The organism is Streptomyces shenzhenensis (genome assembly GCF_003688995.1).
Classification (GTDB): domain Bacteria; phylum Actinomycetota; class Actinomycetes; order Streptomycetales; family Streptomycetaceae; genus Streptomyces; species Streptomyces shenzhenensis_A.
Genome location: NZ_PENI01000040.1, coordinates 17,384 through 42,687, shown reverse-complemented (window position 1 = coordinate 42,687; position 25,304 = coordinate 17,384). Strand labels below are relative to the sequence as shown.

Annotated in this window: 24 protein-coding genes and 1 tRNA gene; 12 read left to right on the top strand and 13 right to left on the bottom strand. The window is 70.2% G+C overall.

Going from position 1 to position 25,304, the window contains the following annotated elements; genetic code table 11:
* Positions 1–63: 63 nt before the first annotated feature.
* The gene (locus tag CTZ28_RS46715) at positions 64–300 is read right to left on the bottom strand and encodes a hypothetical protein (protein WP_147481265.1); all 237 of its coding nucleotides are present in this window, start codon (positions 298–300) and stop codon (positions 64–66) included.
* Positions 301–962: 662 nt separating this feature from the next.
* A tRNA-Leu gene (locus CTZ28_RS39505) sits at positions 963–1,044 on the bottom strand.
* Between the two features lie 462 nt (positions 1,045–1,506).
* On the opposite strand from CTZ28_RS39505, the gene CTZ28_RS39500 reads away from it, so the two are divergent.
* The gene (locus tag CTZ28_RS39500) at positions 1,507–1,941 is read left to right on the top strand and encodes a chaplin (protein WP_121894594.1); all 435 of its coding nucleotides are present in this window, start codon (positions 1,507–1,509) and stop codon (positions 1,939–1,941) included.
* A gap of 311 nt (positions 1,942–2,252) precedes the next feature.
* Complete coding sequence (locus CTZ28_RS39495; RefSeq protein ID WP_121894593.1) at positions 2,253–3,770, top strand: LCP family protein; 1,518 nt, start codon at positions 2,253–2,255, stop codon at positions 3,768–3,770.
* A gap of 34 nt (positions 3,771–3,804) precedes the next feature.
* On the opposite strand, the gene CTZ28_RS39490 is transcribed toward CTZ28_RS39495, so the two are convergent.
* The gene (locus CTZ28_RS39490; RefSeq protein ID WP_121894592.1) at positions 3,805–4,218 is read right to left on the bottom strand and encodes an SsgA family sporulation/cell division regulator; all 414 of its coding nucleotides are present in this window, start codon (positions 4,216–4,218) and stop codon (positions 3,805–3,807) included.
* 256 nt (positions 4,219–4,474) lie between these two features.
* Here CTZ28_RS39490 and CTZ28_RS39485 point away from each other — a divergent pair, with 256 nt between their 5' ends.
* The gene (locus CTZ28_RS39485; protein ID WP_259472019.1) at positions 4,475–5,701 is read left to right on the top strand and encodes a nucleotide sugar dehydrogenase; all 1,227 of its coding nucleotides are present in this window, start codon (positions 4,475–4,477) and stop codon (positions 5,699–5,701) included.
* Between the two features lie 17 nt (positions 5,702–5,718).
* Here CTZ28_RS39485 and CTZ28_RS39480 read toward each other — a convergent pair whose 3' ends face one another.
* The 4 genes from CTZ28_RS39480 to tap form a co-directional block, all read right to left on the bottom strand.
* Positions 5,719–6,066, bottom strand: a complete 348-nt coding sequence (locus CTZ28_RS39480; protein ID WP_183154815.1) for an ArsR/SmtB family transcription factor — start codon at positions 6,064–6,066, stop codon at positions 5,719–5,721.
* Between the two features lie 153 nt (positions 6,067–6,219).
* Positions 6,220–6,639, bottom strand: a complete 420-nt coding sequence (locus CTZ28_RS39475; RefSeq protein WP_121894638.1) for an ATP-binding protein — start codon at positions 6,637–6,639, stop codon at positions 6,220–6,222.
* A 674-nt stretch (positions 6,640–7,313) separates the two neighbouring features.
* Positions 7,314–7,871: a telomere-protecting terminal protein Tpg gene (gene tpg, locus CTZ28_RS39470; protein ID WP_121894589.1), complete on the bottom strand. Its 558-nt coding sequence runs from the start codon at positions 7,869–7,871 to the stop codon at positions 7,314–7,316.
* Positions 7,872–7,877: 6 nt separating this feature from the next.
* Complete coding sequence (tap, locus tag CTZ28_RS39465) at positions 7,878–10,118, bottom strand: telomere-associated protein Tap (RefSeq protein ID WP_121894637.1); 2,241 nt, start codon at positions 10,116–10,118, stop codon at positions 7,878–7,880.
* Between the two features lie 180 nt (positions 10,119–10,298).
* On the opposite strand from tap, the gene CTZ28_RS39460 reads away from it, so the two are divergent.
* Entirely contained in the window at positions 10,299–10,640 is a 342-nt protein-coding gene (locus CTZ28_RS39460) for an antibiotic biosynthesis monooxygenase family protein (protein ID WP_121894588.1), read from the top strand.
* Between the two features lie 142 nt (positions 10,641–10,782).
* Here CTZ28_RS39460 and CTZ28_RS39455 read toward each other — a convergent pair whose 3' ends face one another.
* The 5 genes from CTZ28_RS39455 to CTZ28_RS47455 form a co-directional block, all read right to left on the bottom strand.
* On the bottom strand, positions 10,783–11,184 hold the full coding sequence (locus CTZ28_RS39455; protein ID WP_121894587.1) for a DUF6009 family protein: 402 nt from the start codon (positions 11,182–11,184) through the stop codon (positions 10,783–10,785).
* Complete coding sequence (locus CTZ28_RS39450; RefSeq protein WP_121894586.1) at positions 11,181–12,707, bottom strand: DNA primase family protein; 1,527 nt, start codon at positions 12,705–12,707, stop codon at positions 11,181–11,183. The genes CTZ28_RS39455 and CTZ28_RS39450 overlap by 4 nt, the downstream gene beginning before the upstream one ends.
* Complete coding sequence (locus CTZ28_RS39445) at positions 12,704–13,816, bottom strand: bifunctional DNA primase/polymerase (RefSeq protein ID WP_121894636.1); 1,113 nt, start codon at positions 13,814–13,816, stop codon at positions 12,704–12,706. The genes CTZ28_RS39450 and CTZ28_RS39445 overlap by 4 nt, the downstream gene beginning before the upstream one ends.
* Positions 13,817–14,401: 585 nt before the next feature.
* Positions 14,402–15,328: a S41 family peptidase gene (locus CTZ28_RS39440; RefSeq protein ID WP_121894635.1), complete on the bottom strand. Its 927-nt coding sequence runs from the start codon at positions 15,326–15,328 to the stop codon at positions 14,402–14,404.
* 234 nt (positions 15,329–15,562) lie between these two features.
* On the bottom strand, positions 15,563–16,591 hold the full coding sequence (locus tag CTZ28_RS47455; protein ID WP_183154814.1) for a ketopantoate reductase family protein: 1,029 nt from the start codon (positions 16,589–16,591) through the stop codon (positions 15,563–15,565).
* Positions 16,592–16,743: 152 nt separating this feature from the next.
* Between CTZ28_RS47455 and CTZ28_RS39430 the strand changes: the two genes are divergently transcribed.
* On the top strand, positions 16,744–17,337 hold the full coding sequence (locus CTZ28_RS39430; protein WP_121894585.1) for a TetR/AcrR family transcriptional regulator: 594 nt from the start codon (positions 16,744–16,746) through the stop codon (positions 17,335–17,337).
* A gap of 54 nt (positions 17,338–17,391) precedes the next feature.
* On the opposite strand, the gene CTZ28_RS39425 is transcribed toward CTZ28_RS39430, so the two are convergent.
* The gene (locus CTZ28_RS39425; RefSeq protein ID WP_121894584.1) at positions 17,392–18,135 is read right to left on the bottom strand and encodes an SDR family oxidoreductase; all 744 of its coding nucleotides are present in this window, start codon (positions 18,133–18,135) and stop codon (positions 17,392–17,394) included.
* Between the two features lie 95 nt (positions 18,136–18,230).
* On the opposite strand from CTZ28_RS39425, the gene CTZ28_RS39420 reads away from it, so the two are divergent.
* From CTZ28_RS39420 to CTZ28_RS39390, 7 genes are all read left to right on the top strand, one after another.
* Complete coding sequence (locus CTZ28_RS39420) at positions 18,231–18,791, top strand: TetR/AcrR family transcriptional regulator (RefSeq protein ID WP_121894583.1); 561 nt, start codon at positions 18,231–18,233, stop codon at positions 18,789–18,791.
* A gap of 364 nt (positions 18,792–19,155) precedes the next feature.
* The gene (locus CTZ28_RS39415; RefSeq protein WP_121894582.1) at positions 19,156–20,418 is read left to right on the top strand and encodes a ParA family protein; all 1,263 of its coding nucleotides are present in this window, start codon (positions 19,156–19,158) and stop codon (positions 20,416–20,418) included.
* Positions 20,415–21,509, top strand: coding sequence for a ParB/RepB/Spo0J family partition protein (locus CTZ28_RS39410; protein WP_121894581.1), 1,095 nt, complete (start codon positions 20,415–20,417; stop codon positions 21,507–21,509). The genes CTZ28_RS39415 and CTZ28_RS39410 overlap by 4 nt, the downstream gene beginning before the upstream one ends.
* Positions 21,510–22,292: 783 nt before the next feature.
* Positions 22,293–22,598, top strand: coding sequence for an MSMEG_0570 family nitrogen starvation response protein (locus CTZ28_RS39405; RefSeq protein ID WP_121894580.1), 306 nt, complete (start codon positions 22,293–22,295; stop codon positions 22,596–22,598).
* Entirely contained in the window at positions 22,595–23,914 is a 1,320-nt protein-coding gene (locus CTZ28_RS39400) for an MSMEG_0569 family flavin-dependent oxidoreductase (RefSeq protein WP_121894579.1), read from the top strand. The genes CTZ28_RS39405 and CTZ28_RS39400 overlap by 4 nt, the downstream gene beginning before the upstream one ends.
* Positions 23,915–23,919: 5 nt before the next feature.
* Positions 23,920–24,735: an amidohydrolase family protein gene (locus tag CTZ28_RS39395; protein WP_121894578.1), complete on the top strand. Its 816-nt coding sequence runs from the start codon at positions 23,920–23,922 to the stop codon at positions 24,733–24,735.
* 38 nt (positions 24,736–24,773) lie between these two features.
* Positions 24,774–25,295, top strand: a complete 522-nt coding sequence (locus CTZ28_RS39390) for an MSMEG_0572/Sll0783 family nitrogen starvation response protein (protein ID WP_121894577.1) — start codon at positions 24,774–24,776, stop codon at positions 25,293–25,295.
* The last annotated feature ends 9 nt before the right edge of the window (positions 25,296–25,304 follow it).

The following is a 25,304-nucleotide window of genomic DNA, read 5'->3' as shown; positions in this document are numbered from 1 at the left end:
ATCTGTGGACACCGGCTCGGATGCTTCTTTGGCTGAGGTGCGGCCGGGCCGGTGTCTTCCTACCTAGGCAATTGCCGTTGTGTCAGCGCTTTCTTCCTCGAATCTGGCGCGCATGATCTCCCACACCAGGGCCTGCAGCTCCTGTGCCGCCCTGATGACCGCCTGCGGATCCTCGGCGATGCATCGCGCGGAACGTTCGGTCAGCAGGCCGACGGACATCGCGGCCGCCATGCGCCGGCCGTTCTCCTGGGAGATCCCTCTGCGGACTCCATGTCCCGGCACTCCGGCGGTCGTCGCCACCGAAGCGACCGTGGGCCGCGTGACCGTACCTGACATCCGGGCGATTTCCCCGGATGTGAGACCCGGGCGTCGGTCAGGGCCCCGGTGCGTTGGGCTCCCCAAGGGATCCCCCTCAAGTCGGCGTGGAAAATTGAGCAGCCATCAACCTACCTCGCAGAGGGGTGGCCACGGTCCGGACCCACGGGGTTTCGCGCCAAGTTCACCGTATCGGGTAATACACCCTCCCGAGTGATTTACTTGTCAACACAACGCCGATCTCTTTCCGTCAAGATCAGACAAGCGTACTGGCGATATTTGGCCACGGCGCCCGACGTGAACCTTGATTCTTTTGGCCTGGCCGTACGGTCGCTCTGAGCGTTCCCCGAACCGGCCGGAGTATGTGGCCGTGAGCGACCTTCAGTGCTCCCGCCGGAGATATAGGTGACGGCCGCCTCGCGCTGCCATACTGAACGGAACTCAGTCTTCCGCTGCCATCGGCGACTCCGCGCCTACGTATCGCATGTGATATGTCACCACGGGAATGAAAAGGCGCTGCAAAGGCCTTTTTCAGATCATCCAGCCAGCAGCCGGGATCCGGAGCGTCCTGCGGTCACCAGCGACGCAGCCGCGAAACCGCGAGTCTGCGGGCATATTCACCCACAGCTCGCGGGAATCCGTCGAAGTAGGAGTGGAGGGATTCGAACCCTCACGCCACAGGACACCGGGACTTGAATCCGGCGCGTCTTCCAGTTCCGCCACACTCCCCAGGACGCGCCCAGAATACCCTTTCTCCGGAGGCCCTGTGACACGCGGCCGAGCCGTCACCGTATTCACCCGGCCACAGGGTGACCCGGCGGCCGGGTAACGCGCCGCGGGAACCAATTGCCGGCCGTCATGGGGAGCTGAGGAAGTTTCACCTTACGGGGTCCCCTGCCGCGCCATGGCAGGGGATCCCGCGGTTCTCCCCGCACAACGCCGATGGCCTTCGCGGGAAACCACACTTGCGCCGAACGGGTGGTGTGAACCCCTGGCATTCGGGCCGGTACGGCAGTGAACCGGATAGACGTCAACCTACGTTGCCGCCCCGCGTCATAACCCCTCTCGTGGCCTCTCTTTCACTACAGGCTGCCGGGGCCGTGCCACGGCCCGGGTGCTCCGCATGCCTTCTTGAGCGAGTACAGACACGCAGCCTGCCAGGAAGCGTCCAACCAGATCTGGAGACAATCCGTGCGCAAGATCATGACGGCTGCCGTCCTTGGGGCCTCCTCCGCCTCGCTGGTCCTGACCAGTGCGCTGGGTGCTGCCGCAGCGCCCGCCGCTCCCGGAGACTCGGGCAACGGCACCTCGGCCCTGTCCGGCAACCTGCTCCAGCTGCCGCTGAACATTCCGGTCACGGTGTGCGGGAACACCATCAGCATCCTCGGGCTTGAGCCCCTTTCGTCCGGTGCCAACAACGGGTGCAAGCACGCGGCCCAGCCGCAGGACACCGCCCCGGTCGGCGGTGTCGCGGGCGGTGCGGTCGACGGTGTCGCGGGCGGTGCGATCGGCGATGTCGCCGGCGGTGTCGTCGGCGGTGTCGCCGGTGACGCGGCCGACGGTGTCGCCGACGGCCTGGCCGGCGGTGTCGTCGGCGACCTGGCCCCGGACGACCTGCTCTTCTGATAACGGCCGCGCAGCAGCGCGTCCGGACGTCCTGCCGCCTCGCGCGGCATGCGTCGCACACATGCCTCACCGCGCATTCCCGCCGTCGCCGCCGGAGCACGGGTTCCCGTGCAGGGCGACGTACGGGCTCATGTGCGCGGTGAGGCAATGAAGTTCCGCCGGGGCGGGGGTGTCAGCCCTCGCCCCGGCCGTGTGGGGTGCAGCACGCCCGACCCCGGCACGTGCCCCGTGCGTGCCACCGCAGTCCGACAGGGCCCCGGGGTGGTGTCGGCCGTCCCCTCCGTACCAGTCGGACGAATGAGGACGCTCGGATGACCACCACTGACCGGGCTGCGCCCTCCCCCTCCCGCCACCGGCGCCAGGGCGAACCGCGCCGCGGCAGGCGAGCGGCACGGCGGCGTACCCGCAACCGGCTGCGGTCGGCACTGTTCATCATGCTGACCCTGATGGTGCTCGGCGCGGTCGGCGTGGGCTGGATCCAGCTGAGGCTGAACGGGAACATCCGTACCTTCGACGGGAACGGCCTGTCCGAGGACCGTCCCGACGCCCGCTCCTCCAAGGGCGAGAACGTGCTGGTCATCGGCTCCGACGCACGCAACGACGGCAACAGTGCGCTGGGCGGCGGCCACAAGGACGACACGGGCCGTTCCGACACCGTGCTGCTGCTGCACATCCCCGCCGATCGCAGGCACGCGGTCGCGGTGTCGATCCCGCGGGACACCCTGGTCACCATTCCCCCGTGCAGGCTGCCCGACGGCAGCTGGACACAGGCCCGGACGAACGCCATGTTCAACGCCGCCTTCTCGGTCGGGCAGACGGAGAAGGGCAACCCGGCCTGCACCCAGAACACCGTGGAGCAGCTGACCGGGCTGCATGTCGACCACACCCTGGTCGTCGACTTCAAGGGTTTCGCGGCGGTGACGGACGTGGTCGGCGGGGTGCGGGTGTGTGTGCCGAACGACGTCTACGCGAAGGACCTCGACCCCAACCGCGGCACCCAGGGCGAGCTGTTGTTCCGGAAGGGCGAACAGACGGTATCCGGGCAACGGGCCCTGGACTACGTCCGTATCCGGCACGGCATCGGCGACGGCTCCGACATGGGACGGATCAAGCGTCAGCAGGCGTTCGTCGCCGGTCTGGTCAAGAAGGTCAAGAGCGACGGGCTCACCCCGGCCAAGCTGCTGCCGCTGGCCGACGCCGTCACCAAGTCGATGACCGTCGACCGGGGCCTCGGCACCGCGCACAAGCTCATCTCGTTCGCCATGTCCCTCAAGGACATCGACCTGCACGACACCAAGTTCGTCACGGTTCCCTGGCGCTACCAGGGGGCACGCATCGCGATCGTCCAGCCGGACGCCGACCGGCTGTGGGCCGCGCTCAAGAACGACCGCCCCATCGACGACCTGGGCACCGACGGCGGAAAGGACGCGGCACCGGGGTCGGCTTCCGCCTCACCGGGCGCCGCCGACGCCGTCTCCGGAGCGGGCATCAGCGTCGCCGTCTACAACGGCACCGCCACGTCCGGCCTGGCCGCGGCCGCCGCCGCGGAACTCACCGAGAGCGGCTTCACCGTCGCCGGCACCGCGAACGCCCGCGGCCAGGACCACACCACCACCGTGGTCCAGTACGGCACGGGGCTCGAGTCCCAGGCCCGGACGGTCGCCGGGCTCTTCCCCGGGGCCCGGCTCCAGTCGATCGGCGCGCTGGGCATCAATGTGATCCTGGGCCGGTCCTATACAGCACATACCCCGGCCCCCGAGCCCACCCCGGTGACCGGCAACGTCCGGTCCGCCGACGACGACCCGTGTTCCAACCTGTCGTACGGCTGACGGCCGCGCCGCCCCCTCCCCCGGCCGGCGCCGCTCACACTCCCCCCACCAGGGCGGCCAGGCCGCGGTCGACGGCCACGTCGATGTTCTCCTTGCCGAGGGCCACGGCGGCGAACGTGCGCTTCAGGAAGCGGCGCAGGGCGTCCGTGTCGAACTGGATCAGCGCCAGGCCCTCCGGCGCGTGGAACTCCAGGACCGTATGGACCCGGCCGCACGGCCAGATGTGCACGTCGCCCTGGCCGGCCGGTGCGTCCAGTCCTGCCTGCAGCAGCTCACGCGAGAAGGTCCAGGTGACGTCGGTGCCGCTGAGCGAGACGTCGGGCGGGAAACCGATGTGGACGGCGAACGGGTCTCCCGAGGTGTACTGCAGCGTGGCCGACACGGGGAGCTCCTGGCTCTCCGAGGTGATCAGTCGGGCGCGGACGGGCTGCTCGACAGTGATGTCCATGGGTCCTTCTCCACGTTGAGGCCGACGCCGACGGATGCCGACGTGCCCTTAAGACCCGCGAAGACGTCTCGTATTACGCGGAATCCGCACAGATCAAACGTGACCTGCATCACTTATGCACCAGTCGTATGCACTTTTCCAAGATCATTACGCCACATGAGCGATCTATCATCATATATTCGCCGCCCTGGCCTCTTCCTGTGTGAGCAACCACCGGCGCACATCCCGGAAAGGGAGACCAGTGAACATTGCCGTCATGGGACAGGGCCCTATCGGTCTGCCGCTGGCCATGGCAGCCGTCGAGGCGGGCCATCACGTGATCGGTTTCGAGCCCGACGCGCGGTGCCTGGAGCAGTTGCGCGGCGGCGTCTCCCCCGTCGAGGGCATCCCCGACCAGACGCTGGAGGCGGCCCTGAAGTCCGGCCGGTACCGGGTGACCTGCGAGGAGGAACTGCTGGCCGGCTTCGACGTCGCCGTCATCGCCATGCCCACACCGCAGAACGCGCGGGTGGCGGACCTCGGGGCCGTGCGGGAGGCGGCGGAGGCCCTCGCGCGGCATGTGCGCAAGGGCGCCACGGTCGTCCTCGAGTCCACCGCCGCGCATCCCGGCACCACCCGCAACATCGTGCGCCCGATCCTGGAGGCGCTCTCGTGGATGCGGGCCGGGACCAGTTTCCATCTCGGGTTCAGCCCGGCACGCGTCGAACCGGGCAACGAGCAGTGGTCGCTCACGCACACTCCGAAGATCGTCTCCGGGCTCACCGAGAAATGCCGTGACCAGGTGGAGGCGTTCTACACCGGCATCACGCAGAACGTGGTGCCGGCGAACAGCCTCGAAGAGGCCGAGCTGGCCAAGGTGTTCGAGGACGCCTTCCGGTATGTCAACATCGCGCTCGTCAACGAGCTGTGCCGGGTGGCGCACACGTTGGACGTGACGGCCGGGCACGCCCTCGCCCTGTCCGGCTCGGACCCGGTCGGCTTCGCGACGTTCACGCCGGGGCCCGGGGCCGACGGCCACGGCCTGCCGGTCGACCCGGTGCATCTGAGCCAGCACGGCAGGGCGCCGCAGGAGAAGGCGTTCCGGCTGGTCGAACTGGCCCAGGAGATCAACGAGGCGCAGCCGGCCTATGTCGTCGGCCGCCTCCAGGAAGGCCTCGACACGCGGCACGGCAAGGACCTCGAGGGTGCCCGGGTGCTGGCGCTCGGGCTCGCCTGCAGGACCGTCACCGGCTCGCGCCGGTCACCCGCCGCCGAGGTGGTCGTCGAGCTGGAGCGCAGGGGCGCGCTCGTCGACGTCGTGGACCCCCTCATCACGGAGGGGCCGCACCCGCTGTGCGCCCCGCTGCCGTACTCGTCCTACGACGCCGTGGTGCTGCTCACCGTGCACGACGGGTTCGACCTGGCGCGTGTCACCGCGGAGAGCGGGTACGTGCTGGACACGCGGGGCGTCATGCCGGACGCCCCGCACATCGAACGGCTGTGAGACCGGGGCCGTAGCCGCTACGGCTGCTTCGTCTCCCGCTGGGCGGCCTTGAGGCCGGCGAGGAGTTCGGCCTGCTCGGCCAGGACGCCGGACAGAATGGTCCGAGCCACGCGCAGCAGTTCCGCGACGTGCGGGCTGGTCAGCGAGTAGTACACGTTCGAGCCCTCCTTGCGGGTCTTGACCAGGTTCGCCCGGCGCAGCACCGCGAGCTGCTGGGACAGGTGCGCGGGCTCGATACCCACCTCGGGCAGCATCTCGGCGACCGCGTGCTCGCGCTCGCTCAGGAGCTCCAGGACGCGGATCCGCGCCGGATGGCCGAGCGTCTTGAAGAACTCGGCTTTCAGCTGGTACAGCGGCGTACTCACCGGGCCGTTCCCTTCCCTTCCCGGCGGCACGGCCGCACCGGCCGGACGTCGGTCCATGGCTTCCACCCACTCATCGACAGCATGGGCCCATCCTCGCCTGCCACAGCGGCAGCACCGAATCCGCGCCGGCGGGGCCGCCGCGGCCCGGGCGGCTCACAGGGGCAGGGTGACCCAGATGCTCTTTCCTCCTCTGTCGGCGTCCGCCTGCACGTCCGCGGTGCCGTCCAGGCCGATGGTGAGTTCCATGACGGTGGCCAGTCCCCCGGTGCCGGCGCCGGACAGCGCCGCGTACAGCGGCGGCCGGTAGGGATGGCGGTCGTGGACGGCGACGGCCAGGCGGCCGGGGCCGGTCGCGTAGATCACCGTGACCTGCGGGGAAAGAGCGGCGGCGTGCCGGACGCTGTTGGTGACGAGCTCGCTCAGGATCAGCAGGGCCGGGCCTATGGTGGGGTGGCGCAGGCTGATGCCCCATTCCGTCCACGCCTGTTCGGCCGTCTCGCGTGCGAGGCGGACGGCGTTCGGTTCGGCGGGCAGGGTGAGCACATGCCGGTGGAGCAGGTCGTGCGGCTGCATGCGTGTCATTTCTCCGGGCGGATGGGTCAAAAGCCGCTCACCGTCGTCGGACGGATGAGCGGGAGCGTGTCGTGCGGGCCGCAGGTCCGGCCGGCCGGGGGCGCGCCGGTGGTGGGCGGCCCGGCCCACGGCCCGGCCGGCGATCACTTCGGCGGGGCCGGACCGGGTGCCGGTCCCTGCGCCGCCGCTCCCCCGGATCCCGTCCGCGTGGTACGTGACGGTGCCCGGGACGGGGGTACGGACGGCCAGGCACTCCCCCACGCACCGGGCGGGCCGGACGACGGCCTGCTCGCGACGCGCGTGCGCCAGGCATCTCGGCCCTGTGCACCGTGTGCGCGACGTGCTCACCGGGCGGATCGCGTCGGGGGTGGTGGCGTGGTCCTGGCCCTCGTGGCGCGGCAGTTCCGGCAGGAAGCGGTGGGCGGCGGCGAAGAACAAGGGCCCGTCGATCCGGCACGCCACGATGTGCTCGGCCACGGCGCCCAGCCCGGACGAGACGCCGAAGCCCAGCGCGAGCGACTGCGCAGGCGGAACGGACACGGCGCCTCGACTTCCCGACACAGAGGACCGCGCCCACGGCTACCTGCGGGCGCAGTCGGCCCAGCATCCAACGAATTGCTAAATTCAGCAATTCACAGGGATGAACGGTCCGGGGCCCGCGTCCGCAGGGGCGGCTACAGGTCGAACTCCACGTGTTCGACGTCGGTGAGGCGGACCTCCTCCAAGCTGCCGGCGCGGCGGCCGCTGTCCTGGAAGTAGATCTCCCTGAGTCCTTCGGCGGCGATCTGCCGCAGCTGCTGGTCTCCGGCGCCGGCCTGGTGGGCGTCGAAGAGGCGGGCGGCGTAGCGGGGCGGCAGCGCGACGGTCAGATGCCGGAGGCGGGCGTCGTCGGTGGTGCCGACCGGGGCGGTGTAGCCGATGCGGGCACGGGTGTCGATCACGATCCCGTCGGTCGTCGCGGCCCTCGCGCGGGCCCTGGCGCGGATCTGCGGCTGCCACCGCTTGCGCACCTCGCGCTCCAGGCGGGCGGCGAGGTCCGGGCGGGGCTTCTTGATCTGGTCCTTCACATACCGTTCGACGGTGCGCTGGGAGATCCGCAGCAGCTGGGCGACCTGCCTGGTGCCCTTGAGCTGCTTGACCAGGTACCGCATCTGCGCGCCCGCGCTCCTGGGTGCCGGGCGGGTGAACGCCTTCTGCACCGCCGCTTCCAGGCCGTCGCCGAACATGGTCATGCCTGCCTACTCCCCGTTGTCGACGTCGGTGACGGTGCCGTCCTTGATGTACCGGGCGAGGTTGAGCTCCGGGGCGCCGAACCGCTCGCGGACCTCCTCGCCCCACAGCACGCTCTGGGTGCCCTCGTGCTTGACCAGGCCCGGGTTGACACCGAGTTTGAAGCCGCCGGGCAGCGGCTTGCCGTCCCGGTAGGGAAGGAAGTCCAGCGGCGACGTCCCGTCGGCCGCGTACACGACGCAGTCGGAGAGGACCGCGACCGGGTACTGCCCGGTGAACGCCGCGTGCTTGACGATCTTGCGGTGCAGGTTGACGCGCGTACGGGAGATGACCGCGGCGCGGATGTCCGGCCGCCAGGTGGGCCGGGCGAGGGCCCGCCACGGCCGGCCGGGCCGCCAGCCCTCGCCGCGGGGCCGCTCGCGCAGCTTGCCCAGGCCGCCCTTGACCGTCGCCTTGACCGCCGAGACGACGACCGCCAGTTCCGGGTCGCGTTCCTTGTAGCCGTCCATGGCCGCCAGGAAGCCGGCCGGCGGCAGGTCGGCGGTGACGCCGAGGTCGGCCATCGTGGCGAGGTAGGCGTCGCGCAGCCGGTTGTACCAGCCGTCCAGGTAACGGCCGTTGTCGTGGCGCACCCATGCCTCGACCGGGCGCACCTCGTAGCCCAGCTCCTGGGCGTAGGCGACGGTGGGCGTCGCGTACCAGGCCGGGCCTTCGGGGCGGTCGCCCTTCGGCGTGAACGGGCTGGGCAGCATCTCGCCGTCCAGGTCCGCCCACGTGTCCTTGGCGATCTTCACGCGGGACAGGTCGACATGGGACAGGTCGACCAGCCACGATCCGGGCAGTTTCGCATCGAACACCGGCGCCTTGACGTGGGTGGGCGCGCCGAGGCCGACGACCAGGCCGTTGGCGCCGGCGGCGAAGGCCATGTTGACGTCGATGCCGACCAGGTGCCGCCGGGTGCATTCGGCGTCGGTCATCGGCCGTGCCCAGTCGTACGCCTCCTCGAACAGTTTCTCCGCCGGTCCGCGGACGTGGAAGCGCGGCAGGTCCGCCAGGAGCGGGTGTCCGTCGGGGGCCTCGCACGGCGCGCAGTCGACCGGGTCCGTGCCCAGGCTGCCGGGGTTGTGCTCGGAGTGCCGGCGGCCGTCGGCGTCGGGCTCGGAGGCGCGGGTCGGCGGGTGCAGCGCGGTCATCAGTTCCAGGCCGGTGACGGCGGTGGAGCCGCGCGGTGTCATCACCCGGGACGCGTACACGCCCAGCAGCCGGGCGAGTTCCGCGGGCGGAAGCTGGGCGGCCGTGCCCCAGTGCCGGGCGTCGAGCGCGTGCCAGGACGGGATGCACAGCTGCACGCAGGCCCGCTCGGAGCCGCGGGCGGGGCGGTAGATCCGCGCCCACGGCCCGAGCCCGCGCTTGGTCAGTTTCCAGTCGGCGCGGGCCAGTTGCCTGACGGCCTTGTGGTCCTCCGGCAGCCGCCCGGCGATCCGTTCCTCGTCCGTGAGGGCGCCGGGCAGGCCGTAGCGCTCCAGCGCGGCCTCGGTGAGCACGAGCAGCGGATCGGCGTCCTTGCCCGGCCCGGACAGCCTCGGCTGCCCGAGTCTGGCCTCCGTCAGTGTCCAGTCGACCAGGGCCGGCAGGGACTTCGCGGGTACGTCCAGGATCAGACCGCCGGGGCAGTACGCCAGCACCTGGCCGCCTGCGTCGGCGTCGATCACGGCGAGCGGGCCGTTCTCGAAGCGCGGGTCCGCGGCCGCGGTGGCGGCCGGCCCGGGGGCGGCCTTCTTCGCCGCCGGCCGCTGTGGCGTCGCCGGCGGCCTGGTGCCGCGCGCCGGCCGCGAGGCGGTGGCCGGGGCGGCGGGCCGGGCCTGGGAGTCCGGTCCGGCCGCCGGGGGCGCGGCACCGGCGGCCGGGTCCGCGGACACGGTCAGCGGTTCCCGCTCCTGTTCCCGTTCTGGAACCGGAACGGGAACAGCCGTGTCCTCAGCGGGCGCCGTGGTCGTGGCGTCCGGCGGGTAGAGGTCCACGAGCTTGTCCAGCAGGCGCGCGTACGCCTCCCGCTCCGGGCCGCGCGGCTCGGTCGGCTTCTTGACGGACTCCCAGCCGGACACCGTGGCCCGGCGCACCTTCAGCGCGGACGCCACTTCGTCCAGCGTCAGACCGTGCGCCTGGCGCAGCCGTCTGCGCTCGGCCGGGGGCGGCAGCGGGGACCGGGACGCGATCAGCGCGTCGACCCGGTCGAACAGCTCGGACATGGTCACCTCCTGCCCCTCGATCATCCCACGGAACGTACGCCTCGCGTACCGATGCCGTACGGATCGCGTACGACCGCTACGGCGGTATCGGCGCCGCTTGCGTGAAGGTCCGCGTCCGATCGGTGGAAAGCGGCCCCTCGCTCGCCTCCCCGCACCCCGGGTAAGGGGAGGGAAAGGATCATGACTGTTACCGCACGCATCGACAGCAGCCGCCCGGTGGCGACTCTGATCAACACCTTCACCGTCTCGCCCGACCGCCAGGGCGAACTCCTCGCGCTGCTGGCCCACGCCACCGAGGAGACGATGAAGCATCAGCCCGGCTTCGTCTGCGCCAACTTCCACGCCTCCCAGGACGGCGAGCGTGTCATCAACTACGCCCAGTGGGAGTCCGAGGAGCACTACCGCACGATGCTCGCCAACCCCGAGGCCCGCGTCCACATGGACCAGGCGGCGAAGATCGCCACCGATGTGCAGCCGCGGCTGTTCCAGGTGCACTCGACGCACGGCAGGACGCATCCATGACCTGCCCGCCGATAGGTGAGGGCGACCGGAGAGCCGGCATCCCGGCTTTCGGCCGCCCGAGCCGCGGCGCCTCGCGGGCCCGGGGCTCCGCTCGACGCGGGGATTCCTTGTCGGCGGCCGGCCGCGAAGGCACGTACGGCGGTCACAGCGGGAGCGTTATGCCGAGCTGCTGCATGGCGCTGGAGGGCGGGCCGCCTTCGGAGCGTTCCGTCTTGTACCCCTTGCTCCGTGGCGCCAGGGTGTGGGGGTCGACCGCTTCGGCGGGGGCGCTCTTCGCGTAGAGGCCGTCGGGGACGCTGTCGCGGTCGTGCGGCAGCAGCCAGAAGACCCGGCGGCGGAAGGTTCCGGACTGGCGGGACGGCTTCGCGGTCGCGCCGAGCCGGGCGTAGCCGACCATGCGGCCGTCGCGGTGGTAGGGCGGCCTGCCCCTGCGGGTGGGCAGCCGGTCCAGGCTCTGACGGACGTAGTCGAGGCTGTCGATGTCCTCGAGCCAGACGAGTTCCGTCTCGTGGCTGATCTCGTCCTCGGCGATCAGGGAGCTCATGCCTCGGCGTCCCTTTCCTGGTCGGTGAGCAGTCCGATACCCGGGTAATGCTTGCGCTGGTTGGACAGGATCATCTCCTTGGGCGAAGCCAGTCCCACGAGTTCCCGGGTGCGGGCGGCGAACGCCCTTGAGGACATGACCGGCGCGCCCTCATTCTGACACCACGTCCTGTAGGCCGCGTAGAGGGCCGTCTGCTCGGCCCGGAGATCGGGGCCCAGCACGCAGCACTCGTCGTAGAACCGGCCGGTGTGGTCCTCGGTCTCGGCGTACGCGTTGGTGGCGATACGGACGCGTTCGGGACCGGTGAGGTCGCGGTCGCTGGCGAGGTAGCGGCGGGCGCCGTCGATGAGCCAGCCGAGAATACCCGGGCCCTCCTCGGTGACAAGGATGTCGGCGAGGTTGTCGATCTTGCGGTGGTCGGGGACGACACGTTCGAAGGGGATCAGCCGCATACGGCGCCAGAAAGCGAACCCGCCCGTGCCGACCTCGGGCCGGTGGTTGCCCAACAGCCAGAGCTTGTGCGTGGGTTCGAAACTGAAGAAATCCTGCCGCATCCGACGCGCCTTGATCCGGTCACCACCGGTCAGAAGCTTCACCCGGGCCTCATCGAACTTGTCCCCCGGCTTCACCTCCGAACACACGATCACCCGCCGACCATGCAACTCCGCCAGATCCGTCGGATGCCCCTCATAAGGCCGCGCCATCAAAAAACCAGGAGGAGCCGCATCCGCATAATCCCCCAACAACTTCATCAGGACATCCAGCAGAACCGACTTGCCGTTCTTCCCCGAACCGAACAGGAAGGGGAGGATCTGGCCGCCGACGTCACCGGTGACGGAGTACCCGAGCAGCAGTTGCAGGTAGTCGATCATCTCCCGGCCCTCGGCGTCGTCGCCGAAGGTGTCGGTCAGGAACCTCTCCCAGCGCGGGGTGGGCCCGTGCCGCGGTCCGACGGTGGTGGAACGGGAGTGGAAGTCCTTGTTCGGGTCGGGGTTCTTCACCAGTCCCGTGCGCAGATCGACGATGCCGTCGGGCGTGCACAGGGCATACGGATCGGCGTCCAGCAGAGCCGCGTTCAACACCATGCCGGGGGCCGACTTGGCCTGGGCGAGCATGGCGTTGATACCGGTGGTCGACAGTGCCCGGCGGCGGTGCTGTTGCAGCGCCGTGGTCGTGAAGACGCCGCGGGGATCATGGCCGGTGATGCTCTCCGCAAGGTCGCCGGCCGCCCACAGCACGGTGTCGTCCTCGTCGATCTGCCAGCGGGTGGTGTCCCACCGGTACCAGCCGATACCGGGAACGTGCCGGTAGTCATTGGCGTACAGCTTGACGAACAGCTTGGCGTTGCCGCGGTCGGACAGGGTGTCCGGCAGCAGCCCGGTCGCGGTCGCCTCCCCGGCGGCCGCACGGCCGTCGTCGGCCTGGGCGGGGCGCGGCACCGAGGTGGCTCCCTGAGCCCTGATCTGAGCGGCGACGGCCTCGGGGTCGAACTCGAAGAGCGTCTCCGGCCTGGGGGACGTCACAGGCGCCTCCCAGAGCCGTACAGAGGCCGCTTCAGACCCGCCGTCAGACCGCTCTGGACGATCTGGTCGATCCGCCGCTCCTGACCGGGGCGGGCCGCGAGCGCGGTGTCCCTGAGCGCCTGTACGGCCTCCTCGCGGGGCAGGCGGCCGGCCGCGACGAGCCCGCCGAGCGTGTAGGCGGCGCGGTTGAGGGCGTCGGAGAACCCGGCGCCCTCGGCGACCTGCCCGCAGGCCTCCACCGGCGCGAGCACCGTGTCGAGCGTGTGCCGCGCCCGCTCACGTCCGCCGCCCGCGGCGAGCACGGCCTGGCGGGCGCGGGGCGGGACCGGCCTGGGCGCGGGGATGTCCGGTGCGGGCAGATGTCCGGTGCGCTCCAGTTCCTGGGCGAGCCAGAGCGGGAGCGCCGCCGGTTCGCGGGCCTCGCCGACGGGCGTGTACGTCCCGTGCTGCGTGGTGGTGCCGGGAGCGATGATGTAGCTGCCGTGCGCGCGGACGTCCACCTGCCAGGCCAGGGCCCGGCCGGGGCTGGAGCCGACGGAGGACTGCCAACGGCGGCCGTCCGCCCGGTACCAGACGTGCAGGCCGCCCGAGGGGGTGCGGACGCGCAGCGTTGTCTCGTCGTCTGCGGGGCTGGGACGGCCCCGCAGGGCGGCCAGGACGGCGAGGGTGTGGAAGCCGCTGGCAAGGCCCGTGAGGTCGATGTGGTCGGCGATGGGGATGCCGGGCAGGATCCGGTCCCGAGTGGGCGGCTCGGCGGAGTGCGCGTCGATGTCGATGACGATCAGGTCGGCCAGGCCGCAGGCCACGCCGATGCCGAACTCCGGGTTGGCTCCCCACCACTGCTGGATGCGGTCCTGGTCGAGGGTGGCCGCGTGGAAGCCGTGGCACCAGCGGCCTGCCTGGAGGCAGGGGCAGCCCGCCGGCGGATGGGGATGCGCCCGGCAGTCGGGGCAGTTCGCAGCCGGGGTCTTGCGGCCCTTGGCCAGGGGATGGACGGGCCAGCCTCGGCGGGCACACCAGCGGGCGGTGGCCAGCGACAGCTCAGCGACCGGAGGACCGGGGGCGGCCCGTGCTGAGTCGCTGGAAAGAAACCGCAGATCAGCTGGCATCTGCACCCCCTATCAGCGACCGAAGCGACTCAACGACGGACACAGACTAGCGAATGGGGCCCGCGGGGGCGTGGAACACGTCCCCCGACAGGCAGATCCAGCAGCCGGCAGCGACTGAAGGAAAAGGGCAGCTACTGAAGGCCCTTCAGTAGCTACTCAACAGCCAGAAGAAAACCGCAGGTCAGACTGGGTGCTCTACCCGAAACAGCGACTGAAGCGACTGAAGGCTTCTATATATCACGCACACGCACACACACTAACTTCCTCATATATACGGGCCTTGAGTCGCTTCAGTCGCTGTCTCCGCAACGACACCGCGCTGACCTGCGCTTTTATCCTGCCCCAGGGCAGCGACCGAACAGTCGCTGAGTAGCTGCGCTTCAGTCGCTGTGCCTCCGGAGCCCCCTGAGAGCCAGCGACCCAAGCGACTGAAGCGACCGGCCCCCGGACAAGCCCCACCCAATTGGATGCACCCACACGGGCTCCCACTCCCCCACCTGGCCCGCCGTCAGGCCTGCCTCCGTCCCCCTGGCCGGCCCGGAGAAGCGCGTCCCCGAGCCGGCCGAGGAAACCGGCGCAGCCTCCTCACGACCGACGGCAGGCAGCCTGATCGAGGAGCCAGCTCTCTGCCGTCTGCAGGACCTCGTCCCGGTGCCGGGCCACCGGGCGTGGATCCTTGACGATCTCCACGTCCGGAGGGATCGGCGCGTCATAGGCGCGGCCCGTGCGATCCGCGTGCTTGGCTCCCGTGAGGACCAGCACGGCTCCGTCGGCCAGCCGGTGCCCCTCGTTCGCCGTGGGAAGCCCGCTGGTCCGCTCGCCGAAGAACCGGGTGCCGGGACGCCCTCGGAAGGCCACCACGACCGCCTCCCCCGCACTGGCTGTCCGCTTCCCGGTCAGGACCGCGCCCGGCGGGCCGCTTCTGGCGAGCGGTCGGCCCTCCCCCCAACCGGCCGACACGCCGTCCAGGTAGGGGCTGCTGTGCCTGATCGACCAGACGGTTCTGCCACCGTCGGCATCCACGAACGCGCCGACCTCGCCGTCGCCCAGGATCGGACCCACGACGGCAAGCATTGGCCACATGTTGCCCGCGGTGCCCGAGCGCAGATCCACCACCCAGCCGCAGGCTCCGGCCTCGTCGGCCTTCGCCACGGCACTTCGGCCCTGCCGCCCGTACTGGTCGTACGCCTCTTGCGACCCCTGCACGCCGGGCAGGGAAACGTAGCCCACGCCACTTTTCAGCGAACGGCCTTCCAGACAGTCGAACTCGCCCGCCGAGGCCCCCAGACGGTCCTTTGCCTCATCCGGCTCCCAGAAGACGCTGTGTCCGTCGCCCAGCAAGTGCAGAGCCAGTTCGATCGCCCCGTACGTGTCCGCCGCGTTCCGCGCGCCGCGTGCACGCACGTACGCCTTGCTTCGCACGTCCGCCCAGTCGACCTCGTGACGGAGGAGAGAGTGCTTTTCCATGATGTCCAGCGACCTCGACAAGTAGGCCCGCGCGCTGGGCGACATCTCGGCAACGGCGGGCTCGGGCGAACGGCTCGTGCACCCAGCCACGGCAACCGCCACCCCGACCAGTCCGGCACAGGCCGCCCTGCGCAGGTGCCGCAGCATCCATGTTCTCCTCCCGAACAGGCTCTCGATCCACGGACCTTAGTCGGCCGGTGGTCGTCTCCCGTGACCGGTGACCGAAGGATGCCGGCCCCCGGATCGGTTGTCCGGCCCTGCTCCCGGGCCGGCCGCCCGTCAGGCGTTCTGCCGGTGAAATGCCGTCGCTGCGGCAACAAGCTCCCGCAGCGCCACCATGTGCTTGCCCTGGCGCTCTCCGGCTGCCACATAGTCCCGCAGCAGCTTCAGATCCTGCCGTGCGACCTTTGCGCCATGGTGGAACGCGTTGAACCCGTTCCAGTCCAGGGGCAGGGATTCCTTCTCGAAGGCCACCAGCATCCGCGTCAGATTCTTCCCGCTGACCGCTTCCGTACGGCTGTCCCCATGGACGGAGACGACCTCCCGGACCGCGTCGACCGCAAGCCTCCAGGTTTCTTCGTGGTCGGTCAGCCGTGCCGCGGGCGGCCATCCCATCAAGTGGCACGCCTGGAAGACCGGGAAGAGGCCGGCCACCTGGGCCGGGAAGTGGTCGTGGTCGACGATGTCACAACGCGACACGCCGCAGCCGTCGTACAGCGCCTTGAAGCGAGCCGCTACGCCCGGGAACCTGTCCTCGACCATGAAACCGCCTGCGGACAGGGTGCGGTAAGCCATGTCGGCCCGGGCCAGGACGTGAGGATCGGTGGGCGGGTGGACGGGCAGGTCGGCGGAGGCCACCTGGTGGGCCAGCAGGCCCAGCCATCCGCTGATGACGCGCTCCTCGCCGATGTCGAGGGCGTCCAGGCAGTGCAGGCGCAGGTCGAGGCCGATGCCGCCGACGATGACGACGGCATCGGTGTCACGGATGGCGTCACCGAGGCCGTTCAGCAGAGCCGTGCCCTCCGCGGAGCGTGAGGACGCGCCGTCGAGAGTGACGATGACGTAGTCGTAGGCCCGATCGCCGGCGTCGCCGACATCCGAGAGGACCCGGTAGCCGGAGAAACGCTTCAGGCTTGCGTCGTCGTAGGAGTACAGCACCTGCGGGCGGGCCAGACTCTCCGCGCGCTGCGGGCGTACCAGGAACGTCACCTCAGTGCCGGCCAGTTGCAGGTGGTAGCCGGATGTGAGGCCCATGGCTCCGGCTCCGACGATCAGAACGCCGGGCGTCGACGATGCGTTCTGTGGCATGAGCGATCTCCTCCTACGGAAAGTGCCTGCGGGCGGCTGCCGTTGACGAGCCGATACGCGCCGCCCGCCAGAGTATATGACCGATTCGGTCAGGCAATTATCGATTTGGTCAGTCACTGTCTGGGCTGTTCAGGGACGGGTAGGGTGGCCGCATGGGAATCCGACCCTCCAAAGAGGAGATCGACGCAGCGGTCCTCGACGTCGCCGCAGGACTGCTGGCCCGCCGCGGCGTGAAGGGCACCTCGATCCAGGCCGTCGCCGACGCCACGGGCTACTCCAAGGCCGGGATCCTCAACCGCTTCACGAGCAAGGACACACTGATCGGCAAGTCGGTCGAGCAGTGCCGGAGTCAGACCCACGCCGTCCTGCGCTCCGTGAGCGACCTGCCCTGCGGGCCGGCACGCGACGCGGCTTCCCTCGTCGCGTTGACCGATCTCGCGCTGCGCCGGCCGGGCTACATCAGCCTCGTCTCCGCCTTCGCGACCCCCCTGGAGGAGCCGCACCTGCAGCGTGAAGTCGAACTTCTCGGCAGCGACATCTGCCGCATGTTCTGCCTGCCCGGGCCCGGACAAGGGAGCCTCGAACGCCGGTGCCGGGTGATCGGAGCGCTCGGCGCCCTCTGCACGCTCGCCGTAGCCGGACCGGATGACGCCGCTGCGCCCGCCTCCCCGGAGACCCGGCCGCACATCCTCGCGACGGCATGGAGCGCTCTCGGACACGGGATGGCTCTGAGCGACGCCCGGTAAGTCAGTCGACTGTGACCGACCCCGGGGCGTCCGAGCCAGGACTTCGGGGCCGTGTCAGGCCTGGACGGTGGGGCGCACGTTGATCTCACCGATCTCGACGTCGCCGGGCTGCTCGATGGCGAAGGCCACCGCGCGGGCCACCGCGGCCGGAGAGATGCCCACCGCGTCCATGTTCTTCCGCGTCTGCGCGCGGAGGCGCGGGTCCGCCATGGAGTCGGCGAGATCGGTACGGACGTATCCCGGCGAGACGGCTGTCGTGCGCACCACCCCGTCGGTGGACTCCCTGCGCAGCCCCTCGTGGACGGTGCGTACCGCGTTCTTGGTCGCGGCGTAGACAGCCATCGAGGGCGACACGGACGCCAGGCCGGCCACGGAGACGATGGTGACCAGATGGCCCGACCCCTGCGCGCGGAAGACGGGCAGCGCGGCGGCGACGCCGTTGAGCATGCCGCGGAGGTTGACATCGATCATGGCCGACCAGCCTTCGGTGTCGAGGTCGGCCAGCGGGCTGATCGGGGCGATGCCGGCGTTGTTCACCAGTACATCGATACGGCCGTACCGGTCGACGGTGGCGGAGACCAGCCGCCGTAGATCCGCGGCCTCGGTGACGTCGACGACGCACGTGGCGGCGCGGCCCCCCGCCTCCCGGATGTCCTGGGCTATGGCGTCGATGCGGTCGCCGCGGCGCGCCGCGAGGACGACCGCGGCGCCCCGCCGGGCGAGCAGCCGGGCCGTGGCTTCGCCGATGCCGCCACTCGCTCCGGTGATAGCGACGATCTTGCCGTGAAGAGAGAGCACTGCCGCCTCCAAGTAAAGTGGACACGTGTCCGCTACGCGGTTCAGCTTACCGGACACGTGTCCACTTGGTCGAGGCGGAACATCAGGAGAGGCCCATGAGTGCATCGGCACGCCGTTCGGATGCGGTGCAGAACCGGACCCGCATCGTGGAGGCCGCCCGCGCAGCCCTCGCCGAGTCCCACCACATCCACCTCAACGAGATCGCCAAGCGCGCCGGCGTGGGACAGGGAACGCTCTACCGGAACTTCCCCAACCGTGAAGCGCTCCTCGCCGAGGTCTACCGGCGCGACGTCGAAGAACTCGTAACCACCGCCTCCGCCCTCCTGGCGGAACACGAGCCCGTGGAAGCCCTGCGGCACTGGCTCGACCGAGTGATCGACTACGCCGAGGTCAAGCGCGGCGTCCTGGCGGCGCTCGAGCCGGCGGCGTGGCAGGACCTTGTCGCCCACAGCCACAACCCCATCGAAGGCGCCCTCGGCCACCTGCTGAACGCCGGGAAAGCGGCCGGTTCCCTCCGCGCGGACGTGGATGCCCACGGGGTCCTCCTGCTCATCGCCTACCTCAGCCGGCTGGACCGGGACGAGTGGGAATCAACGGCACGGCCTCTGATGAACGTCATCCTCGAAGGCCTTCGCCGACAGGACGCGGACCGGTGAGGGCAGAGAAGGGGGCAAGCGCCGGCGCCGCCCTGCCGTAGGCCCGAGCCGGACCCGCCGGGTGATTACGTCGTAATCACCCGGCGTCGGCAGACCATGAAGGCGGGGCTCCCCCGGGCGCGCTTCCCTGCACGGAGGACCGTGGCCGGCGAGCCCGAGAACCGGACCGTCCGTCAGAAGCAAGCCGTGTCTGGCCGCAGTTGGGACGGCAGGCAGACGCGACACGCCCACGGCGTAACGGCCGAGGTGATTACGTCGTAATCACTCCCCCGCTACCTTGGCTGAGCGGCTGGTTGGCCACGAACTAGTGATAACTAACGTGTTGGCGGCCCTAAGGATCACCGGCGTTAGTATGGTGTCCGATATGAGCTCACCAGCAACCAGCGACCGCGAAAAGGTCGTCAGCAAGCTGCCCGGATGGCTCCGTCAGAGTCTGAAGATCAGGGCCGCCCAGCACGGCGTCGAGATCCAGGCCGCGGTCGAACAGGGCATCAGGGACTGGTGCAATCTGGCCTCTGCCACCACGGCCGTTGACACCTCCGGCGCCGACTCCTTCTCCACCTTCCTGCCCCCGGGACAGTGGGAGGACTTCCGGCAGATCGCCACCGACCGACGGGTCTCCCTGATCCAGGGACTCGCCCAGTCCGTACAGCTGTGGCTCGACACCAACCCCGCGCCCCACGTCGCCCGCCCCGAGATCACGCGCCGTATCGTCGTGTGCAATCAGAAGGGCGGGGTCGGCAAGACGGCCATCACCGCCGGCCTCGGCGAAGCGCTCGCCGAGGATCCCGATGCACTGCGTCCCGTACGAGTCGCCAAGGCACTGACCCAGGCACTGCGGCAGAGCGAGACGCATGCCGACGAACCGGCGCAGGACGAGAACCCGCTCGACATCGAGAACCTGCCGGGCCCCGGCCAGCGTGTGCTCCTCGTCGACTTCGACCCGCAGTGCCACCTCACCAACCAACTGGGCGCCACTCCCCTGCCGATGGATGGTGACAGCCTCACCAATCACATGGCCGGCGACCCCAAGGGCGACCTCCGTGACCTCATCGTCTCGGTCGACGAGGAGGGGTTCAACGGCAGGCTTCATCTCCTCCCGGCCTGCCACGACGCCTTTCTTCTCGACGTACGCCTCTCGGCGGTGCGTGCGCGTGAGGCCGGACTCGAGCGGGCCCTCGCGCCCCTCGAAGCTGATTACGACGTAATCATCGTCGACTGCCCGCCCAGCCTCGGCCTCAGCATGGACGCGGCGGCCTACTACGGTCGCCGGCGCGAGAGCGAACGGCCCGGCAACTCGGGCGCACTGATCGTCGTCCAGGCCGAGGACAGCTCCGCGGACGCCTACGACCTGCTCACCACGCAGTTCGACGACCTGCGCGGCGACCTCCAGGTCGACATCGACTATCTCGGCATTGTCGTCAACCTCTATGACTCCCGCCGCGGTTACATCGCGACCTCGTCCCTCCAGGGATGGGTGGACATAAAGGATCCCCGGGTCGTCGGGCTCATCGGAGACCTCAAGGAACAGAAGGAGGCCGTCCGAGTGAAGCAGCCCCTGCTGTCGTACGCCCCCAAGTCGCAGCAGGCGATCGGTATGCGCGCTCTTGCCAGGGAGGTGCTGTGAGCAAGGCCGACCAGCTGGGCGCCGGCCGTTTCGGCGGGGGAGTGCGCACCGTCAGCGCCCGCCGCCAGGCCGTGGCCGCGGCCACCGGTGTCCCCACCGCGGGCATCGCCCCGCCGACGGAACTGCCCCCGCATCGCATCAGCCTCAACCCTGACAACCCGCGTTCGACGCTCGGAGATCTCACCGATCTCGCGGGCAGCCTGAAGACCCACGGCCAGAAGCAGGCCATCACGGTCATGAACCGTGATGCCTACGTCAAGGCCAACCCCGACCGGGAAGCCGATATCGAGCCGGAGACCGCGTACGTCGTCATCGACGGCAGCAGCCGCCTCGCCGCCGCCCGCGAGGCCGGACTTGCCGCGGTCAAGGTGATGGTCAGCGATGAGCAGGGCGCCACCTCCGAGGAACTCCTCGAATCAGCCCTCGTCGCCAATATCCACCGCCAGGACCTCGAAGAGCTGGACGAGGCCCGTGCCCTGCAACGCCTGCTGGCCATCCATGGCAGCCAGCGCGCGCTGGCCAAGCGGCTGCACCGCTCCCAGGGATGGGTGTCGCAGCGGCTGGCCCTGCTCAATCTCACGCCCGAGTTGCAGGCGCGCATCCGTGAGGAGCCCATCGAGCTGCTGCGCGCGGTCGGGAACCGGCCGCACGAGGAGCAGATCGCGGCTCTGGAGGAACTCAAGGCCGAACGCGCCCGCAAGGAAGTGGAGAAGGCGGCCTTCAAGGTCCAAGCCTTCAGCTCGCCGGCCGGGCCCCCTGCTCCCGCCGGGCCCGAACCGCAGCACCGGCCGGGTGATTACGACGTAATCACCGAGGGCGAGCCCCCGGCAGCGTCGGCCGGAGATGCGCCGCGGCCCAAGCAGGAAGCGGCTTCCCGAACAGACACGATTCCCGAGCCGCGCGGTGACGCCCAGTCCGCCGCCCGGCGCCCCGCGGGCACGCCGCCCAAGCTCCCTTACGACGACGGCACCTTCATCGCCATGCACCTCATCAAGAGGATGGGGGACACCGAGTTCGACAAGATGCTGCACATCCTCAACGAACACCAGCGCAAAAGGGGCGCCGAGCCCGACGACACCGTCAGAAAGTGAAGGCCCGGGGGAGCCCGGCCGCTGCGCCGTCCAGCGACCGAAGCGACTGAAGCGACTGTCGTTCGGACAGACTCAGCCGGGGTGGACCCCGCACCCCAGCCGCCGCTGGAGGGGGAGCGGGGGAGTACCTCCTCCACCGTGGACCTCCCCCCCTCCGGGTCAGCTGTTCCGCCGGGCGATGCCCCTGAGGAACCCGACGGTCTCCCTCGCCGGGGTGAGGTGCCGTACCGGCGGTTACGCCGACAGGACACCCCGCGACAAGGACACGTCCCGCTGCGAGGCACGAAACGGCCACGGTCACCGAGTCACGGACCCAGCCCTCGGGCAGGACCCGGGTTCACGCAGCCGGCGACGGCCCGGCCGGCGGCCCCCGCCACGACCGGCCCCGTAGGCGACACCACGGTGCCCCGCACCAGCGTGTCCATGCCGGGCCTCCGCGAGCTCGCGGCATACGACACCAGACCGTCGTATCCATGGAAACCACCCAGCGGCGCGGAAAACGGCCGCGATGAGATTCCCGGACCGACGAGCGGATTCCCCGTTTCGCCGTTCATCGAGAGCTTGGCAAACGGTCGGCGCCCCGGCTCCACTGGTTCTGCGCGCCCCAAGAGCCCTGTTTTTACCTCTGAGGCAACTCTGCGTACAACATCCCTGGCCGAGCGTGAGGCTTCCGTAACTCCGCTTTATTCCGGATGACTTGGTTCGGTAATCGCCGCTGGCTGAAGTGGTGCTCACACACAGCGGCGAGGCGTCCCGACCTCGGCGCCCGGCATGGAGGATGTCATGCCCGAGATGTATTTCGATGTGCGCTGGCCCGACGGTGCGACCCAGCGCTGCTATTCCCCCTCCACGGTGATCGAGGACTACTTCACGGCCGGTGCGCAGTACGACCTGGCCGACTTCCTGGAGCGCAGCAGGACCGCGCTCGGAATCGCCGGGGAGAGAGTGCGGGAGAAATTCGGTTTCTTCTGCACCGGCGCCTCCGGCCAGCTGGAGCAGATCGAGGAGACGGCGCGCGTCCGCGCCTTCCCGGCCGGCAGCAAGGTCACGGTCGAGGCGCTCCTCGACGCCGACGGGACGACACGGTGACCCCGGCGGTACCCCGGCTCGGCGGCGCCCACCACGCGGTGGCCGTGATCGGCGGCGGCCAGGCGGGCCTCTCGGTCAGCCACGGCCTGCGCGCACGCGGTGTCGACCATGTGGTGATCGAGGCCCACCGGGTAGGGCACGAGTGGCGGGAGCGCCGCTGGGACTCCTTCTGCCTCGTGACCCCCAACTGGCAGTGCAGGCTGCCCGGTCACCCCTACCGCGGTAATGACCCCGACGGCTTCATGGTCCGCGACGAGGTCGTCCGGTACCTGGAGGAGTACGTCGCCGCCTTCCGCCCGCCGCTGGTGGAGGGGGTGTCCGTGACCCGGCTGCGACGCTCGGCGAGCGGTGTCTTCGAACTCACCACCACGGCAGGGGAGTTCACCGCCGACCAGGTGGTCGTGGCGACCGGCCCGTATCACACCCCGAAGCTGCCCCGGATGGCCGAGCGCCTGCCCGCCGCCGTCGAGCAGGTGCACTCCTCCGACTACCGCAACCCGGACCGGCTCCCGGACGGCGCCGTCCTCGTGGTGGGCACCGGCCAGTCCGGCTGCCAGATAGCCGAGGACCTCCACCTGGCCGGCCGGCAGGTGCACCTCGCGGTCGGCAGCGCGCCCCGGGTCGCGCGCTTCTACCGCGGCCGGGACTGCGTGGCCTGGCTCGACGACATGGGCCACTACCGGAAGAGCATCGACGACTTCGACGACGCCGACGCGGTGCGCCTGCGGGTCAACCACTACGTCACCGGGCGTGACGGCGGCCGCGACATCGACCTGCGCGCCTTCGCCCGGGACGGGATGCGGCTGTACGGGCGCCTGACGGGGATCGAAGGCCCGGCGCTGGAGTTCGCCGACGACCTCGCCACCAACCTCGACCACGCCGACGCCGTGGCCGAGGGCATCAAGGACGCGATCGACGCGCACATCGAGGCCCACGGCATCGAGGCACCCGAGGAGGCCCGCTACCGGCCCGTGTGGCAGCCCGGCGAGCAGCCGCGCACCCTCGACCTGGCCGCCGCCGGCATCACATCCGTCGTCTGGGCGACCGGCTTCACCCGCGACCACCGGTGGATCGAGATCCCCGCCTTCGACGGACGCGGCTACCCGATGCACTGGCGAGGCGTCAGCAGCGTCCCCGGCCTGTACTTCCTGGGCCTGCCCTGGCAGTTCACCTGGGGCTCGGGCCGGCTGGAGGCCGTGGGCCGGGACGCCGAGTTCCTCGCCGGCCACATCGACGCCTCGCGCCGCCTGGCCGACGTGTGCGGCACCCTGACCGGCGCGCCCAGCGAACTCGCCTCCGCCCTCCCGATCGGCTGAAGAACATGGTCTTCGACGCACACCGCCACCTGGGTGTCCTGCCCGCCCACCCGTTCTACGGCGGCCCGCCGGTCCACCCCGACACCACCGCGCGCGCCACCATCAGGCAACTGGTCGCCGACCTGGACGCGGAGGGCACCGAACGCGCCCTGGTCATCCCCAACTACGGCGTACCGGACCCGGACATCGCCTTCGGCTTCAACGAGCTGGTGATCGAGGCGGCACAGACGGACGACCGGATCCGTGCCGGACTGTGGGTGTCCGCGCGCCCCGAGGACAAGGAACGCACCGCCCGCGCCCTGTCCCTGGCCGGCGAAGGGGGCGTCAGAGCACTGAAGTTGAGCTTCCTGCTCGGCGGACGGCCCACGGACCCGGCCTGCCGCCCGCTCCTCGACGAGATCTTCGCCACCGCGGCCCGGCACCGGCTGGTAGTGCACATCCACACCTCGCCCGGCGCCGCCTCCGACATCGACGAGGTCGGCCACCTCGTCGACTGGTACGCCGACCAGGTCCGCGTCCACCTCGTGCACTTCGGCGGCGGGATGAGCGGCCACATCAAGCTCGCCGGCGCCCGGTTCTTCGACTGGATCACCGCCGGCAAACACGTCTACACCGACCTCTCCTGGGCCATCGGCTTCCTGCCGTACTGGCTGGCCCAGGAGATCGAGCACCGCGGCATCGGCCACGACCGCGTGCTCTTCGCCAGTGACCAGCCGTGGGGCGACTTCGCCGGCGAGCTGGCCCGGATGACCGCCGCAACCGGCGGCGGCGACCTGGCCGGCCTCGTCTTCCGCGACACCTTCGCCGCCCTCTACGACTGACCGCCCCCCAACCACCCCCTCGCGCAAGGAGACACCCCATGTCCGGAACCGCTCAGCTCAGCGACGTCGAGCAGAAGTCCCTCAACGAGATTCCGCACCCCTCCCTGCCCGAGGGCTCCAGCATCTACGGCTCCACCAAGGTCTTCCCCGACTACCAGGCCGAGAACGGCGAGAGCTACTTCACCCTCGTCCACGGCATCGCCCACGAGTCCTCGGTGTCCTTCGTCGCCGTCCTGCAGGCCACCCGCGCGCTGCGCAAGGGCTTCGAGACCGCCATCTACTTCTACGGCCCCGGCTCCCTCAACTGCCTGGCCACCCGGGGCTTCCCGACCACCGGCAACTCCGCCTTCCCCGGCGAGCACAACATCAACAACCAGCTCAAGACGTTCATCGCCGAGGGCGGCAAGGTCTACTGCTGCCGGTTCGGCCTCTCCCTGCACGGCGCACGCGAGGAGGACCTCATCGAGGGCGTCATCCCCACCCACCCCCTCGACGTCCAGGACGCGCTGATCCACTACGCGCGCAAGGGCGCCGTCATCAACTCCACCTACCAGCTGTAAGGGGGCAGC

Coding starts and splice junctions, on each gene's coding strand:
- CTZ28_RS39495 (WP_121894593.1), top strand. CDS start 2,253: ATGACCACCACTGACCGGGCTGCGCCCTCCCCCTCCCGCCACCGGCGC.
- CTZ28_RS39490 (WP_121894592.1), bottom strand. CDS start 4,218: ATGGACATCACTGTCGAGCAGCCCGTCCGCGCCCGACTGATCACCTCG.
- CTZ28_RS39485 (WP_259472019.1), top strand. CDS start 4,475: ATGGGACAGGGCCCTATCGGTCTGCCGCTGGCCATGGCAGCCGTCGAG.
- CTZ28_RS39475 (WP_121894638.1), bottom strand. CDS start 6,639: ATGCAGCCGCACGACCTGCTCCACCGGCATGTGCTCACCCTGCCCGCC.
- tpg (WP_121894589.1), bottom strand. CDS start 7,871: ATGACCATGTTCGGCGACGGCCTGGAAGCGGCGGTGCAGAAGGCGTTC.
- tap (WP_121894637.1), bottom strand. CDS start 10,118: ATGTCCGAGCTGTTCGACCGGGTCGACGCGCTGATCGCGTCCCGGTCC.
- CTZ28_RS39460 (WP_121894588.1), top strand. CDS start 10,299: ATGACTGTTACCGCACGCATCGACAGCAGCCGCCCGGTGGCGACTCTG.
- CTZ28_RS39455 (WP_121894587.1), bottom strand. CDS start 11,184: ATGAGCTCCCTGATCGCCGAGGACGAGATCAGCCACGAGACGGAACTC.
- CTZ28_RS39445 (WP_121894636.1), bottom strand. CDS start 13,816: ATGCCAGCTGATCTGCGGTTTCTTTCCAGCGACTCAGCACGGGCCGCC.
- CTZ28_RS39440 (WP_121894635.1), bottom strand. CDS start 15,328: ATGTCGCCCAGCGCGCGGGCCTACTTGTCGAGGTCGCTGGACATCATG.
- CTZ28_RS47455 (WP_183154814.1), bottom strand. CDS start 16,591: ATGCCACAGAACGCATCGTCGACGCCCGGCGTTCTGATCGTCGGAGCC.
- CTZ28_RS39430 (WP_121894585.1), top strand. CDS start 16,744: ATGGGAATCCGACCCTCCAAAGAGGAGATCGACGCAGCGGTCCTCGAC.
- CTZ28_RS39420 (WP_121894583.1), top strand. CDS start 18,231: ATGAGTGCATCGGCACGCCGTTCGGATGCGGTGCAGAACCGGACCCGC.
- CTZ28_RS39415 (WP_121894582.1), top strand. CDS start 19,156: ATGAGCTCACCAGCAACCAGCGACCGCGAAAAGGTCGTCAGCAAGCTG.
- CTZ28_RS39405 (WP_121894580.1), top strand. CDS start 22,293: ATGCCCGAGATGTATTTCGATGTGCGCTGGCCCGACGGTGCGACCCAG.
- CTZ28_RS39395 (WP_121894578.1), top strand. CDS start 23,920: ATGGTCTTCGACGCACACCGCCACCTGGGTGTCCTGCCCGCCCACCCG.
- CTZ28_RS39390 (WP_121894577.1), top strand. CDS start 24,774: ATGTCCGGAACCGCTCAGCTCAGCGACGTCGAGCAGAAGTCCCTCAAC.